This is a genomic window from Methanoculleus sp. UBA208 (assembly GCF_002498065.1).
GTDB lineage: Archaea > Halobacteriota > Methanomicrobia > Methanomicrobiales > Methanoculleaceae > Methanoculleus.
Genome location: NZ_DAFZ01000093.1, coordinates 18,813 through 34,667, shown reverse-complemented (window position 1 = coordinate 34,667; position 15,855 = coordinate 18,813). Strand labels below are relative to the sequence as shown.

General features: G+C 62.5%; 13 protein-coding genes. 3 read left to right on the top strand and 10 right to left on the bottom strand.

The window, feature by feature from the left end:
* The first annotated feature begins 8 nt into the window (after window positions 1-8).
* The 3 genes from BRA62_RS09500 to purB all read left to right on the top strand — a co-directional run bounded on the left by BRA62_RS09500 (window position 9) and on the right by purB (window position 3,558).
* On the top strand, window positions 9-992 hold the full coding sequence (locus tag BRA62_RS09500) for a mechanosensitive ion channel family protein (RefSeq protein WP_292366332.1): 984 nt from the start codon (window positions 9-11) through the stop codon (window positions 990-992).
* 153 nt (window positions 993-1,145) lie between these two features.
* Complete coding sequence (gene corA / locus BRA62_RS09495) at window positions 1,146-2,144, top strand: magnesium/cobalt transporter CorA (protein ID WP_292366331.1); 999 nt, start codon at window positions 1,146-1,148, stop codon at window positions 2,142-2,144.
* Between the two features lie 73 nt (window positions 2,145-2,217).
* Window positions 2,218-3,558 (top strand): adenylosuccinate lyase, encoded by a 1,341-nt coding sequence (purB, locus tag BRA62_RS09490; RefSeq protein ID WP_292366330.1) that lies wholly within the window; start codon window positions 2,218-2,220, stop codon window positions 3,556-3,558.
* 18 nt (window positions 3,559-3,576) lie between these two features.
* On the opposite strand, the gene BRA62_RS09485 is transcribed toward purB, so the two are convergent.
* The 10 genes from BRA62_RS09485 to BRA62_RS09440 all read right to left on the bottom strand — a co-directional run bounded on the left by BRA62_RS09485 (window position 3,577) and on the right by BRA62_RS09440 (window position 15,821).
* Window positions 3,577-3,852 carry a winged helix-turn-helix domain-containing protein gene (locus BRA62_RS09485; RefSeq protein ID WP_292366329.1) on the bottom strand — a complete coding sequence of 92 codons (276 nt, stop codon included), beginning with the start codon at window positions 3,850-3,852 and terminating at the stop codon, window positions 3,577-3,579.
* On the bottom strand, window positions 3,849-4,499 hold the full coding sequence (locus BRA62_RS09480; protein ID WP_292366328.1) for a hypothetical protein: 651 nt from the start codon (window positions 4,497-4,499) through the stop codon (window positions 3,849-3,851). Before BRA62_RS09480 ends, BRA62_RS09485 begins: the two co-directional genes overlap by 4 nt.
* Before the next feature lie 396 nt (window positions 4,500-4,895).
* A complete protein-coding gene (locus BRA62_RS09475; RefSeq protein ID WP_292366327.1) occupies window positions 4,896-6,914 on the bottom strand; it encodes a magnesium chelatase subunit D family protein in 2,019 nt (672 codons plus the stop codon).
* A gap of 98 nt (window positions 6,915-7,012) precedes the next feature.
* Entirely contained in the window at window positions 7,013-7,345 is a 333-nt protein-coding gene (locus BRA62_RS09470; protein WP_292366326.1) for a hypothetical protein, read from the bottom strand.
* 486 nt (window positions 7,346-7,831) lie between these two features.
* On the bottom strand, window positions 7,832-8,296 hold the full coding sequence (locus BRA62_RS09465) for a hypothetical protein (RefSeq protein ID WP_292366325.1): 465 nt from the start codon (window positions 8,294-8,296) through the stop codon (window positions 7,832-7,834).
* Between the two features lie 266 nt (window positions 8,297-8,562).
* Window positions 8,563-12,264 (bottom strand): cobaltochelatase subunit CobN, encoded by a 3,702-nt coding sequence (gene cobN / locus BRA62_RS09460; protein ID WP_292366324.1) that lies wholly within the window; start codon window positions 12,262-12,264, stop codon window positions 8,563-8,565.
* Window positions 12,261-13,058 (bottom strand): ABC transporter ATP-binding protein, encoded by a 798-nt coding sequence (locus BRA62_RS09455; RefSeq protein ID WP_292366323.1) that lies wholly within the window; start codon window positions 13,056-13,058, stop codon window positions 12,261-12,263. Before BRA62_RS09455 ends, cobN begins: the two co-directional genes overlap by 4 nt.
* Entirely contained in the window at window positions 13,058-14,122 is a 1,065-nt protein-coding gene (locus BRA62_RS09450) for a FecCD family ABC transporter permease (RefSeq protein WP_292366322.1), read from the bottom strand. The genes BRA62_RS09455 and BRA62_RS09450 overlap by 1 nt, the downstream gene beginning before the upstream one ends.
* On the bottom strand, window positions 14,119-15,339 hold the full coding sequence (locus BRA62_RS09445) for an ABC transporter substrate-binding protein (protein ID WP_292366321.1): 1,221 nt from the start codon (window positions 15,337-15,339) through the stop codon (window positions 14,119-14,121). The genes BRA62_RS09450 and BRA62_RS09445 overlap by 4 nt, the downstream gene beginning before the upstream one ends.
* Window positions 15,336-15,821 (bottom strand): hypothetical protein, encoded by a 486-nt coding sequence (locus BRA62_RS09440; RefSeq protein WP_292366320.1) that lies wholly within the window; start codon window positions 15,819-15,821, stop codon window positions 15,336-15,338. Before BRA62_RS09440 ends, BRA62_RS09445 begins: the two co-directional genes overlap by 4 nt.
* Between the last annotated feature and the right edge of the window lie 34 nt (window positions 15,822-15,855).

The window sequence follows — 15,855 nt, the reverse complement described above, 5'->3', positions numbered from 1 at the left end:
AGTGGAGCATGCAGGCGAACCGACGGCACCCTGAGGAGCAGGAAGAGAAGCGTGCGACGCTGAGGACCGTTGCTGTCATCGTGATCTCCGCCACCGCCACAATCCTGTTCCTGCTTGCGGCACTCGCCTACCCCGACATTTACCTCGAACGTGTCTTCTACACGGCCCTTACGGTCAGCCTCGTCTACCTCTTCTTCTTCATCGTCGAATCCCTCACCATCCGGCGCATCAAGGACGAGCGGGAGCGTTACTCGTTTCGGAGAACGGTATCCATCTTAAAGATCGTCGTCATCGCCGTCATCCTCCTCCGGGTCTGGATCGATACGAATTATATCTTCGTCGCCTACGGTATCGTCGGTGCCGGGATCGCCGTCGCGCTCCAGGACCTCTTCAAGAACTTCGTCGGCGGGATCCTGATCATCGTCTCGCGCACCTACCAGATCGGCGATCGTATCGAGATCAGCGAGACGATGGGCGACGTGATCGATATCGGGATCCTCGAAACGAAGATCCTGGAGATCCACGCCCGCGACGTGAAGGGAGACCAGGCAACGGGCAGGATCGCCGTCGTCCCGAACGGTGCCGTCCTGTCGTCGCGGGTCTTCAACTACACGATGGACCACACCTTCGTCTGGGACGAGATCTCCATCCCCATCACCTATGGGTCGGACTGGCGGCGGGCCGTCTCCCTCTTCCTCGATATCGTTCGCCGGGAGACGGCGGCGACGTCCGGACGGGCCGAACGCGAGATCGAGACGATCGGCGAGCGTTACTACCTGCCGAAGAGAGAGGTGGAGCCGTCCGTCTATCTGACCCTCACCGACAACTGGATCGACTTTTCTATCCGGTACGTGACCGATGTCCGGAGGAAGCGGGTCACGAAAGACGATCTCTCCCGCAAACTCCTCGAGGCGGTCGAGGCGGCTGACGGTATCGCCATCGCGACCGAAAACATCATCGTCTACGACGGCGGGCCGTTCGAAGACGCATGATCGGCCCGACAGTGATGTTTTATACCATGGGACGAATGTCCCCTCCCGGGGATGGTGTCTACGACTCCTGCCGGGCGGCTCGCCAGGTGATTTGCCGGGACCGGCGAGGTGTATCCGCCTCTTCTCCCGGGAGCAGGCAGTCCGGAGGTGGCGATGCGGCCGGAAAAAACCTGTGGAATACTCTCGATCCGGGTGACCGACTACACAGAGGACCGCCTCGAGGAGCACGAATGCATCGAACTCACCGAGGCCTGGTCGTGGATCGGCCGGGAGACGGTCACCTGGATCGACGTCGTCGGGGTGCCGGAGCGCGACGAGCTCGTGATCCTCGGCAGACAGGCGGGGATTCACCCGCTCACTATGGAGGATATCACGGTCCCTGACCAGCGGCCGAAGGTGGAGGAGTTCGGGAGCTACGTCGCCGTCATCGCGAGGATGCTCTCGGTCAGGGACGGCAGGGTTGCAAGCGAGCAGGTCAGCCTGATCTTCGGGGAGAACTACGTCATAACGTTCCGGGAGCAGCCTTTCCAGGTCTTCGAACAGGTCAGGGGGCGGCTCAGGAACGAGCTGAGTGTCCTCCGGAGCGCTGGGCCGGATTTTCTCGCTTACACGCTCCTTGACGCCATCGTGAGTGCCTACCTCGCTATCCTCGACGCAGTCGACGACCGGGTTGAAGACCTCCAGGGCAGGGTCCTGGCCTCCGCGGACCCGCTTGCCCTGAAGCAGATCTACGAACTCAAGAAAGACCTCGTGACCATCCGGAGAGCGGCCGTCCCGGCACGCGAGGTTCTCGGGTCGCTCGCAAGCCGGGAGTTGAGCCTTGTCCGGAAGGAGACGATCCCGTACTTCCGGGATATCTACGACCGGTGCATCCAGGCGGCAGAGGTTGCGGAGTACTCCCGGGATACGCTCTCCGGCGTGATGGACCTTCACACCTCGAACCAGAACAACAGGCTCGCCGAGATCACGACGTTCCTCACCATCGTCGCAACCATCTTCATCCCCTTAAGTTTCATCACCGGGTTCTACGGGATGAATCTCCTGAATATACCGCTCGAAGACTCGCCGCTCGGGTATCCATTCGTCCTCCTCCTCATGGTAGGCGTCGCGGCCGCGATGCTCCTTTACTTCAGGAAGAAGAAATGGATATGACGGCGAGCCCTGCGGCGCGGGGAGAGGGGCGGCACCCCCTTTTTTGTAGCGAGAATGCCAACACTTCTCTATTATGGCAATCCATCCCATCGACTACCGGTACGGCACCCCGGAGATGCGTGCCGTCTGGAGTGAGGAGAACCGCTTCCGGGCGATCGTCACGGCCGAAGTGGCGCTGGCACGAGCTGAAGCGGTGCACGGGATGATCCCCCGCGAGGACGCGGAGACGATCGCGGCCTCTGCGCATGACGCGCGCCTCGAGCGGGCGAAGGAGATCGAGGCCGAGATCAACCACGACATGATGGCGATCGTCAAGGCCGTCACCGAGGTCTGCGGCGACGCCGGGCGGTGGATCCACTACGGCGCGACCTCGAACGATATCCTGGATACGGCGACCGCCCTGCAGGTCCGCGAGAGCCTCGCGCTCATCGAAGAGAAACTGGGCAAACTCCTCTGCATTCTCCTCACCCGGAGCGCCGAGACGAAGACCCTCGTCTGCGCCGGCCGCACCCACGGGCAGATCGGGGTCCCGACGACCTACGGCCTCCGGTTCGCCATCTGGGCGAGCGAGGTCTCCCGCCACATCGAGCGGCTCCGCCAGATGCGCCCGCGCCTCGTCGTCGGGCAGCTCACCGGTGCCGTAGGCACCCAGGCGGCGCTCGGCGAAGCGGGGATCGAGATCCAGGAGACGATGATGGAGTTCCTCGGGATCCAGGCGGTGGACGTCTCCAACCAGATCATCGCGCGGGACCGCTACGCGGAGTACTTCATGCTCCTTGCAAACGTCGCGACGACGCTGGATAAGATCGGGCTCGAGCTCCGGCTGATGCAGCGTTCCGAGATCGGAGAACTCGCGGAGGCGTTCGGGAAGAAGCAGGTGGGCTCGAGCACGATGCCCCACAAGAGAAACCCGATAAAGAGCGAGCAGGTCTGCGGCCTTGCCCGGATTGTGCGGTCCGCGGTCGAGCCGGCACTCCAGAACAACGTCCTCTGGGATGAGCGCGACCTGACGAACTCCTCCCCCGAGCGGGTGCTCTTCCCCGAGGCGTCGGTGCTGACCGATCACATCCTCAACGTGATGATCGGCGTGATGGAAGACCTCGAGTTCAACAAAGCAAACATCCGGAAGAACCTGATGATGCTCCGGGGCGTGAACCTCGCCGAGTCGGTGATGATCGACCTCACGAAGCGCGGCATGAACCGGCAGGAAGCCCACGAGGCGATGCGGACGGCGAGCATGCAGGCCCTCGCCGAAGACCGCGACCTCGCCGAGGTGCTCGGCGAGCGAGCCGAGGTCACGGCGTTCGTCACCCGCGAGGAACTCGACGCCCTCCTCGACCCGGACGCCTACATCGGGACGGCCGTCCGGCAGGTGGAGCGGCTGATCGAGAAACTCACGCCGCTCTGCCGGTGAAGGGATTTCGGGCGGCCCTTATAGTTTGAACCGGGGAGGGGCATCGAAGAGTTTGCGGTACAGCGAACCAAAGAGCGCGGTGTACTCCCCGGCCCTCTCGGTGGAGAGATACCGGGTCTTATCCCCCTCGGCCACTTCGACAAGATACTCTTTTTCCACAAGGAACCGGAGATACTCCTGCCCGGTCTTCGAGTTCAGGTCGCACCGGTTGATGATGCCGGTAAACGACTGCGGCGTTCTGCAGAAGACCAGGATCTCCCAGTAGATCTCAAACGCCGTCCTGCGCCCGCTCATCGCCGATCCATCTCCAGCGTTTCTTTCAGGAGAGCCTCGGACTCCTCGATCTCGTCGAGCCTCCCGTCCCAGACCCTTGCGAACCGGGAGAAGTAGGAGGAGGAGGTAAGGCTGACGAGGGCGATCCCGAGCGTGAGGAGCATGAACGGGATGACAAGGTAGTTGTTGAGGGTGAAGACGACACCGTCCGCTGAGACGGAGAGGTGTTCCAGGCTGCCGGCGACCCCGAGGAGAAACGAACAGACCCCGCCGAGCGTGCAGACCAGGATCATGGTGCGGATGGTCGCGCGGTTGTCGCGGTAGTGCGAGAGCATGCTTACGATGAGGCGGGTGAGGTCCTCGTCCGGGACCTCGCTTCCCATCCCGTCCAGGTCGTCCTTGATCGTCTCGATCCCTTCGAAAACCCGGATGCTGGTGAGAAGCCAGGAAAATCCGGTAAGGGCGGCAACAAGTGCGACGAACAGGACTACCGGGGAATAGAGTACGTACAGCGCGGTAGAGAACGTTTCGTACATAGAGACCGCCTCTCCGACGAGCACGCTGATGCCGAACGCCATCACGAGGGCGGCAAAGACGATATTCGCGATGGTAATTACATAGAAGTGCCGGATCTCGCTTTTGAACCGGACGAGTGCTGATTCGTGCATGGAGGTTTTCACCGGTCTATCTATCTATTCGCGTTCTGCAAATAAAGAGAATGAAACTAAGATACGTATTCCTGCTTGGGTACGACGCCGATCGATGCATGAGCACCCCGGTACGCCTTCACGGCTATGGAGAGATAGAAAGCAGGGCAAGAGAGAGGCCGGACGAAATTTCCTGGCGGCCACCTCCTGCAACGTGAGAACCCGTAAATCTAACCGAAATCACTCAAATAGTCTCAAACCCAGGCCAGTCAACGGGTATGATCAAAGTTTAGCAGTGCAGGTACTGAAGCGGGTCCACGTTTTGAGGCGGCCGGAGCCCTGACGGCTCGTCCGGCAGGTGGAACACCGGGTCGGGAAACTCCCGTCATACTGCCGGTGAAAAGGATTGGCGGCCGCTCAGGCAGGGTACACCGCCACATCCCGTTCAGCCGCCGTGATCTCCTGCAGGAGGCCAGCAGAGAGGTCGGCGATCGGGTAGTACCCGCCGCCAGCATGTTCCGCGACAACCCTGCAGTAGCCCAACCGGAACTCCAGAAAAGAGTTCCCCGCCTCCTCCGTGTCGATGACCACCATCCGGATGCCGTGCGATCGGATCTCCTCTGCTACACCGAGAACCTCGTTGCGCACGTCTCCCGACACAGGAACGTTTGCCCGACCATCGGAGATGACGACCATCATCGGGATCACCTCGCCGTTCTTCCGCCGCTCCTGCAGGAGAACCTCCATGCCTTTCATTAGCCCGGCGCAAAGCGGCGTCTTCCCGCCGGTGGGGAGATCCTCCAGTTGCTTCTGCGCGAGATCGACACTTGAGCAGAGCGGGAGGAGGGTTTCGGCGCCGCTTCCCCGAAAAGCCACAAGGCCGATGCGGTCGCGATGCCGGTAGGAGTCCAGCAGCATCGAGAGGACCGCGCCCTTGGCCGACTCCATTCTCTTTGCGGCACCCATCGAACCGCTGGCATCGACCACAAAGACGCACGCGACGGAAACCTTTCCCACCCGGACCCGCTCGCGGACATCTTCTTCGCGAACGGCGACCGCCATGCCCTTTCGGTCGCGCACCGACTGGTGCGGAGCGGCGGCCCGGAGCGTGGCGTCGAGTGCGACATCAGCAGTTCCGGTGGGAAACCGTGCAGAAACATATCTCCCCACGTTATCGGCTGAGAACGTCTCGAGTCGCCTGCCGGATGGTCTCAGCCGTTCAAGGGAATCCCGTCGTTCCGGCAGGCTCATCTTTCCGACATCGACCGGGTTTCCGACCTGGAAAACGGTTTCGTGCATACCGTCTCCTTGGGAAGGTGGCGGTTCCCCACTACGCCCGCCGGGGTGCTCGTCACCGCCCTGCTCCCCACCGTCCCGGGGAGAGTCGTCATGCTTCCTCCCGGCGCCATCCAGTGCTTTGTCGAGATCATTCGGATCGATTTTTGGCTCTTCAAACGGTTTTCGACGCATCCGGTGCGGGAGCGCAAGCTCCATGGCTTCCCGGACATCGTCGCGGGTAACCGCGGTTCGTCCGTCAAGAGCGGCGATCGTCTTCGCCGTGCGGACGACGGCGATATCGGCACGGTGGGTCCTGACTCCTAGCCGGATGCATGCTTCCGCCACAGCATTCAAAAGCGTGTCGTCGGTCGTGACTGCCGGGAGCAGCGCACGTGCATCGGTAATCTTTTTGCGCAGTTCCTCCTGTGCCGCGTGGTATGCCTCCCGACACCCATCGGGGTCGCACGCGAACGCCTCGGCGGTCCTGATGATCGCCACCCGCTCGGCGGCCTCCTCGATCCCCTCCACGACCACCTGCAGCCCGAACCGGTCGAGCAGTTGCGGCCGCAGTTCTCCCTCCTCCGGGTTCATGGTGCCGACCAGGATGAACCGAGCAGGGTGGGAGAACGATATACCTTCCCGCTCCACCACGTTGACGCCCATCGCGGCGGCATCAAGAAGCACATCGGCAACATGGTCGTCGAGCAGGTTGGCCTCGTCGATATAGAGGATGCCGCGGTTAACCGCCGCGAGAATGCCCGGATCGATGGTTACTTTCCCCTCCCGGATCGCTCGCTCCACGTCGACGGTGCCCACCACCCGGTCTTCAGTCACCCCAAGCGGGAGATCGATGACGCGGACACGGCGCCGTTCTACTTCCAGGTCATCGCCCGAGGCTTTCCTTTCGGCACAGGCCGTACACAGGCCACCGTCGCCTGCGGGATCGCAACTGTACGGACAGTCCCGGATCACGTCGATCTCGGGGAGCACGTCGGCAAGCGCCCTGACTGCTGTAGATTTTGCGGTTCCTTTCTCGCCACGGATGAGCACGCCGCCGATTCCCGGATTAACGGCGTTGAGGATGAGCGCACGTTTCATTGTCTCCTGACCGATAATAGCGGTGAACGGAAGGACGCTCCTTCGCGCCGAGTATGACATATGAGAGAATATGGTGCAATTGATGTTAAATATTTTCTATTTCGTAATAACCAATAGCGGGCAAGGGCGACCCTGCCCCCGCCCGGAACCATGTAGTCTCAGAACTCTTCCGCGATGCCGTAGCCGTACGACCGCAATACCTGGCTCCCCCTCTGCTCCGGGTATGCGGCAAGCACGAGCCCCCGCGACTCCAGAAACTCCTCGGCGGATACGATGGAGATCGGCTGAAGCTGTTCGTCCTCGCCGGGCTCCATCGACCAGGTGTGGATGTAGTAGACATCCGGCAGCCCCTCCTCTTCGTGCAGGTAGAGATCCCTTCCGCGCCCGAACGCCCCGCCTGCGTCACCGCCCCGCGGCGCGAGGTAGACCCAGGCGTCACGGTCGGTGTCGAGGAGGATCTCGCCTTTCTCGGATTGAATACGTTTCTTCATGGTCGGTCACCTCTGCCCCGCCGGCCGTGCAGGGCAGTTCGGCAGGCGGCGGCGATGAACTCCGGGAGCCCGGTGAGGTGGCCATGGCCCTTCCGCGGCCCGGGCCGAGGAACAGGAGGTTTTGCCACCGCCCGCCGGCCGGAGATAGAACGGCAAGTAACATATATTTTTCGTATAGTAGCACCTGATGTTATAAAATAATTTTTTCGTAACAAATAGCCCCGGAAGGCATGCCCACGGTCGCCCGAAGAATACGCTGCATGTACCCGCCGGGAACTGCAAATCCAGTCGAACCGGTAATTCTCCCCCCTGGAGATCTCCGTTGCGATCACCTCCGGGGTGCAACAGGTGATACCACACGCCGTGAAGCGAAAAACCTGCGATGCCGGTTCCCCCACTACGCACCGATAGGAGAACAGGATTCCGGAGGACGGAGCGACAAGGGTAAGGATCACGCCGAATAGATGGGGAAACCCCGGATCCGGCCTATCCGGGGGCGTTCACCTTCTCGGTACCCATCATCACCCTCACATCGACAAAACGCCCATCCAGGGTCACGATGTAGCGCCCCGGACTGTAGAGCTTGATCGACTTCTCCCGGGCGCTCCCATATATGCCGTTGTAGCCCTCATCGGCGATGAGCCGCAGGCTCTCCGCGTCGCGGACGGTGACGACGAGACGGGAGTACGCGCCCGGTTCGCGGACCCTCGGGGCCACGGTGAAATTGATGACGAACGGGACGTCGACCACATCCACCTGCAGCCCCCTGGCGGAATAGACGAGGGAATATTGCTCCTCGAAGAATGTCGTCGTCTCCACGAGAGGCTTTGCGACATCCACCCGTGTCATCGGCAGAGATGAGACGTTGCACGGGTTCGGATCCGGCAGGTGCTCGCCGGGCTGGACCGGCACCGGATCGACTGGAACCACCAGGTTCAAATTCTGCGTCACGGAGGCGACCGGGTGGTTCGCCCCGGCCGGCTCCAATGAGCCCGACCATGGCTGATCGACGTTACCGGAGGGGATCGGCTCATCATCCTTCTCGAGGGCGATACATCCAGAGCACGCGGCGACAAGGACGACGATCAGGAGGATAGCGGCGGTTCGGGCAGGTGCGCTATGGCAATCTCCGCCGCGCCGTGGCACATGTCCTTTTCCATCGTTCCGTCGGTAGAGTCCAGCATGCCTGCAGGACAGTGATCTCTTCCCCATACTCTTCATTCACCCTTCTGTCCCTTCCGAGACGCTCTCACCTCTTCGACAGTCACCACGCGAACCGCGCCTCCCTGGACATCGCCGCCGACATCTCCCATCCGATCCTCGATCCAGCCCTCCATCTCCAGGTATGCCGTCCGCAACCCCTTGAGAACGTCCGGGTCGGCATCCCAGAGACCGCGTTCGTGCGCCTCAAGCAGCCGCCTTCCGATCTCCTCGAGCGCCCAGGGATTCTCGTCTGCGAAGAACTGCCGCATCTCCGGGTCCAGCACGAACGTGCGAGTGATATCGTCGAAGATCCGGTTGTCCACCTCCTGCGTCGTCGCCTCCCACCCATAGACAGTGCCCACCTGCCGCGAAATATCACCGGCACCTTTGTAACCGTGCCGCTTCATCCCCTCGATCCACTTCGGGTTGAGAAGCCTCGCCCTGACGACCCGCCGCACCTCCTCGGCAAGCGTCCTGACCTCCACGCGATCCCGGTCGCGCGTATCGCCGTAATAGGCGGGCACGTCCCGGTTCGAGAGAGCCCGCACCGCCCCGGTCAGCCCACCGTGTGTCCCGAAGTAACAGCAGCACCCGAGGAGATCGTACTCGTCGGTCACCGTCTTGTTGAAGGTGAGGTCGATGGCGGCAAGTTGCGCGGAGAAGGTCTCAGGAGACTCTTCACCGAAATTACCCCGCCCATAGGCATAACTGTTCCACCGGACAAAGACCTCCGCAAGGTCCGCATCCTCCTTCCAGGCCGATGCATAGACCGCCAGGCTGACGCCGTTGCCGTAGGTTCCCGGCCGGCTCCCGAAGATCCGGGCCGTTCCGCTCCCCTGGAGAGCGTGCTTTCGTATGAAGTTCATCTCCAGCGGCTCTTCCAGCGCGGCGACCTCCCGGATAGCGTCGTCCAGGAGTTCAATGGATGTGTAGAAGCAGTCCCGGAGAATCCCGCTCATCCTGACGGTGACGTCGATTCTCGGCCGACCGAGTTCTTCGAGGGCGATCACCCGGTAGGACCTGACCCTGCCGTCCGTCCAGACAGGCTCGACCCCGATGAGGGAGAAGATCTGGGCAAGCTGTTCGCCGTCGGCCCACATGATATCGGATGCCATCCAGTACATGCCGACATTCTCCGGAATCCGCCCATTTTCATCGACGTATTTCGCAACAACGCTCTCCGCAAGCCGGGTCCCGATCCGCCACGCGGCACGGGTGGGAACCCGGAAGGGATCGAGCGAGTAGAAGTTTCGCCCGGTGGGGAGCACCTCGGGCTTGCCCCGGGTGATCAGACCGGAGGGGCCCGGCGGGATGTAGCCTCCGGCGAACCCCGACAGAAGGCTTCCGATCTCGTCGGAGGCGTCCATCCGTGCCGCGATATCGATAACACCCGAGTGGATTGCTTCGAGCGCCTCATGGTCGTGCCTGCACAGGCAGTCGGAGAGTGCCTGCTCCGCCGCCCGGTCAGGGGGCTCCCCCGCAAGGATCGCGGCTATCAGACTTTTTGCCGCAACGTCAGCATCCCGCAACCGGGCCTCGTCCGCAGTCAAGGCGTCATGCCCCATCATCCGGAGCACCGCTTCCCTCACCTTGCCGTCGTAGCGCATGACGGCATGAATGAACTCCACCCGGCGCTCGCCCTCCGGCACCTCTCCAAAGACATGCATTCCCTCCGGGATCCGGGTATCGGCGATCCGGGTTACGGCGGTATGGGCGGCGGCAACCACTTCCCCAAACGATTTCCCCTCTTCGCGCATGGCCGCAAACCCGATCTCGTCAGCTATGCCGGTCTGCTCAAGCAGGTCGGCGATGGTATGCTCGAGCGCGTGCGCCCTTGACCGATCGACGTCCTTCGCCCGGTGATAGTCCGCGATCTGCTCTTCGAGTTCTTTTAACCCCGCATAGAGGTCGCTTGCAACCATCACCGTCTGCATATGGTCGACCAGGGTTGCGTAACTCCGCCGCTTGGCGAGCGTCCCCTCCGGCGGGTTGTCGGCATTGTAGATGTAGAGGTGAGGGACAGTTCCGATGGCGATATCGGGGAAACAGGCATCCGAGGGGGCGACCGATTTGCCGGGGAGGAACTCGAGGTTCCCATGCGTGCCGACATGGACGATCACGTCCGCACCGAACGTCTCCTCGATGTAGCGGTAGGTCGCAAGGTACTGGTGAGTCGGCGGAACGCCCGGGTCGTGGAGGATCTTACAGACCTCACCGTCGCACCGCGCGCCTGCGCACCCGCGTTTGGGCTGGACGCAGACGACGGCGTTCCCGTAGCGTACCCCGGTGACGACGATCTTCCCCTCGTAGACCATCGCCGGCGGAACCCCGTCCACCTCTTCGCCCGGGGGCCGTCCCCACGCCTCACAGACGCTAGGTCGGATCTCAGAAGGCAGGGTTTCAAACCAGACGGCATAATCCTCGGGCTCTACCAGCGCGAGGGCGCCCCCTCTCTGGACGATCTCCGCAACCGACGTCCAGCGGAAGTCACTGATCGCCTTTCTCTCCATGATCGTCTCGATCAGGGCTTTCCCGCTCTCCGGGCATTTGACCGCATATCCCCTGTCGCACATCGCCTTGAGGATTCTTGCGACACTCTCCAGCGTATCGAGATGCGCCCCGGCCCCGACCGTCGCCTCGACCGAGGAACAGGGCTTGTTGTGGAGGATAAAGGCCACCCGCCTCTCTTCAGCCGGTTTTTGCGCAAGATCGACCCACTTCCGGACCCGGCCCACGAATTTCTCTACCCGCTCAGCGATAGGGACGTGCCGCTCTCCCTCGGTGCCCACCGGGTCACGGCTCTCCGCCGCGCCGACCGGCAGCATCTCGATCGCGCCCAGGAACTCGGGCAGCGCAACGTACCAGGAGACGTCGCTTCCACTCATCCCGTCCGTATCGGCCTTCCAATCGGCCTCGGTCCGGTGATAGAGGATCAGGGGGTGAAAGACCGGCACCCCGAGTTTCACGAGCGCCGCGGTGCAGGCATCGCCGTCACGGGGCGGCGTGAACGTCCGTGCATCAATGAGCGCAGAGATCCGGCCTTTGAAGAAGGCATCTATCACTTCCGGGTCGGAACGCGCCCCGATCCCCTGATCCTGTACCCCGAAGCAGAAGACCGGGAGGACGTCGTAATACTTCTCGAGCTCCCGGATCAGGGCATCTTCGACGGCCAGGTCCCCGTTTACCCAGTGCGTCCGGGAAAAGAGAAGGCCGACACGGACACTGTGCCGGGACGGATACCAGGCGAGGTACTCATCGGGATCATCAAAGACACACCCAACGTCCGGATGATAGATCCCTTCCCAGCGGGTCTCGTGCGGAGGATCGTAAGCGACGTCCATATCGGTAACTTCAGCCTGGACATACCTGATCAGGTTCCGGATGTTCTCGAGCCCCCCGTAGAGGAAGTAAGCGCTCACCGTGGAGACGACGGCGAGCGGCACGGTCGAGGCCGACCACGAGGCATCGGTGTAGCCGAACGGTATAACCGGAACACCTTCCCGGAGACCGCCTAGGATCTCGTCCCAGACCGGGTCGTGCGACGGGTGGATCAGGACTACGTCCGATCCGTTGCACGACTCGATGCACCTCTTCCACTTCTCTGAATCGTCCGTCAGTTCATGCACCTGCCACGCGGCAAGGTCGATCCCCGCCTCCCGCGCTGCACCGGAAAACTGCAGCAGTTCGCTGCCCCAGGCAACTATTGTTATTTTCATACGATCTCCACCAGATTATCATTCTCCGACGGCCGGAGAGGAACCACGTACGGAACCCCCATCTCGTCCTTCACGACCGCCTCGATACCATAGACTGCGCGCATCATTCCCCCGGTCAGGAGGGAAGACGGCGCCCCCTGCCCGAGCACCCGCCCCTCCTTCAGCATCATGATCCGGTGACAGTAGCGGGCGGCAAGGTTCAGGTCGTGGATCGCCGCCACCACCGCAAGCCGGTGTTCTTCCGCAAGCCGGCGCAGGAGGTCCATCACCTCGATCTGGTTGCGCATGTCAAGCGCGCTCGTCGGTTCGTCAAGAAGAATGAGCCGGGCATCCTGCACGAGCGCCCTTGCGATCAGCACCCGCTGCCGCTCTCCTCCCGAGAGCCGGTCGGCCCTGCGGGACGCAAAGTCACCGATACCGAGAAGGGAGAGCGCCTCCGAGACCTTCTGTTTATCCTCTTCAGAGACGCTCCAGCGCAGGTGCGGCCGCCTGCCCATCAGGACGGTCTCAAAGACCGTCGCAGAACCCAGAGCACCGCTGTTCTGTGGGACGTAGGCGATCATCCGCGCAATCTCCGGCCGGCTCATCGAGTAGAGGTCGCGCCCGTCAAGGCGGAAATCTCCTTCCGGGTCGAGAATCCGGTCCAGGCACCGGAGCAGTGTCGTTTTTCCGGATCCGTTCGGCCCGACAAGCCCGAGGACTTCCCCCCTGTCAAGGGAGAACGAGACGTCCGCAAGCACCTGCCGATCGCGGTACGAAAACGAGAGCCCGCATGCACAGAGCAGGGGCGTCATCAGGCGTCCCTCCTGCGCATAAAGAGGTAGAGGAAGAACGGGATGCCGAGGAACGCCGTCATGATCCCGACCGGGATGATCGTCCCGGGGATTGCTGTACGTGCGAGGCAGTCGGCGCCGAGGAGGAGGACGGCACCCACGAGCCCGGATGCGGGGAGAAGGGTGCGGTGGTCGGCCCCGATCGCCATCCGGGTGATGTGGGGCACGACCAGACCGATGAACCCGATGGTGCCGGTGAAGCAAATGATCACCGCCGTTACGAGCGATGCGGCGAGCATGAAGCCGGCCATAGACCGCTCCACCGGTACGCCGAGGCTTTTGGCCACCTCATCGCCCTCGGCGAGGGCATTGAGGTCCCACGCGCGCCAGAGGAGAGGCGGAACGATGGCAGCGACGACGACCGTCACGATCCCGAGTTTCGGCCAGGATGACTTGTCCAGGGACCCGAACATCCAGAAAACGACCTCCTGCACTTTATCGGATGTCCCCAGGTACTGGAGGAGCGAGGTGACGGCCGAGAAGAGGTACATGAGTGCGATGCCGGCGAGGATCATCGTCTCGCTCCCCATGCCCCGCAGGCGGGCCATGCCGTAGATGGCGCCGGCAGCAAGCATGGCAAAGAGGAAGGCATTTCCGGTGACGAGATAGCCGCCGGAGAGAAAACCGGCCCCGAGAATGATGGCTATCGATGCGCCGCACGAGGCGGCGGAGGCGATCCCGAGCGTGAAGGGACTTGCAAGCGGGTTTCGGAGGACTCCCTGCATCACCGTGCCGGCGATCGCAAGCCCGAATCCTGCCGCGATCGCGAAGAGCACGCGGTGCAGCCGCCATCCCCAGACGATCCCGACTGCATTGGACTCGATCATCCGTTCCGGCAGGTCGACCGCCCCGGGGAAGAGCCCGGCGAGGATGGCAAGGTAGGCGTCGGCGACCGGGAGGTCCGCCGACCCGAGGGTCACGGCAATCCCGACAAGCGCTACGAGGGCCAGGACGAGGGCCGTGATGAAGAGGGCTCTCTTCTCCATGAGCCGCGCATACTCTTCTCTGCCGAATTCCGCCATCATGCCGGGTACACAAACGTTCCGTGTTCGTCGAGGTCATAGTCGAGCCGCTGGAACTCGTCCAGGTACTGCCGGTGGATGGCGCGGGGATCCAGGTCGGGGAAGAGATCCGGGTAGAACCACTTCGCCATGTACGCGACACCGATGAAGTATTCAGGCCCTCCTATGACGTCGGTGTGGATGACGTACACCCGGTCGTCCCTGACCGCACCAATCCTGTCCCATACCGGGCGGCTCCCGATCGAGCGGCGAACCGTCTCGAAGGACGACGGGTCGTCGTCGCCGTAGCCGCCGAACACCAGTTCGCCGGCGCCCACGATCTTGACGATGGCATCGGGGTTCCTGCTGATGACCGCCTCGGGGTCGACCACAGGATATTCTATCGCGGTGTCGGCGAAGATGTTCCTGCCGCCGGCAAGTTCGATCTTCTCGTCGTAGCCCGAGCCCTTTCCGGCGCTCTTGTAGTCGTTCCAGTTCTCCAGGTAGACCGGCACCCGGTCTTCGGCCGGGATTGCGTTGACCACTTCTGCCACCGTATTCGTAACGTTCCCGTGGAACGCGAGGAACCGCCCGGCCTCCTCTTCTTTTCCGAGGATGAGCCCGAGCGTCCGCACCTCGTCGGCGTATACCGCCGGCCGGTAACTGTCGAACCGGAAGAAACGGATGCCGGGATCGATGGACCCGAGGGTCTCTTCGATCTCGGTGCACGAACTCTCGGAGAGGGTTGCGTAGAGGAAGACCGCATCGGGACGAGCCCCGGTAACCTGCTCGTAGTCAGGCGACCAGATCGATCCGAGGTTTGCCTTACCCTGGTACTCGGGGAAGAATGTCGGGTCTTCAAGGGTGTACTTGCTCACACCCACGAAACGGTCGGGTTCGATCCCGATCGACCGCATCATCTCGAGGGTATCGCTATTAAAGACCGCAATCCTCCGGAGCGGGCGGGAAAGTGTCGTTGTTCGCCCGGAGGAGTCGGTTATTGTGAGCGGCCGGCCGTCCCAGTGCTCATGGACGAACGCAGCGTCCCGGAGGTCGCCGGGCGTCGGACCCTCAACCGTTCCGCCCATGAACCGGGCATCCAATGAATCAAGGATTGCAGTCCCGAGTTCCGATGCTGTCAGGGTGCCGTCACCGTCACGGTCGCACGGGACTGTCGCCGCCGCTGTTGCTCCGGCCAGGAGGCAGATGCAGCAGGCGAGCAGGAGGAATCGCCGGGTCACCGACAGCACCCCCGCCCGAATACCACGGTAAGCGCCGCCAGGGCGACTGCATACCCGAAACCGGGTGTTTCCGGAGCAGTTGTCTGCGCAGCCTGCCCTGAGTCACGGGGTTCGTCCGAGCCCACGACGCCCGACTCACCGGTCAACAGGTCTTCCCACGTGCCGGCGAACGCTTCTCCAGCCTCCGGCGGCCCCTGCACCCGGTAGCAGATCGTTTCTTCGCCGATAACGGCGAAGGCGACGTGCTGGTCGGAGACCCGGGTGCGGTTGTCCGGGTGGTCGCACCCGGCCCACGTACAGCTGTCGGGGATGGTCTCGACGATACCCCCGACAGGGATATCGTTCACCGTAAGCGTCACCTCAAGACCACCCTCCGGGCTTTCCGGGAGGGGAGCGGCGATCCTTTCGACACTACCGGCCGCTACGGGAACCGCGAGGACAAGGATCAGAATATACAGGAGTGCTGCTCTGTTCGGTGTCACTGCAGGGAGTTTAGTGTGTAGTATTAAATATCTT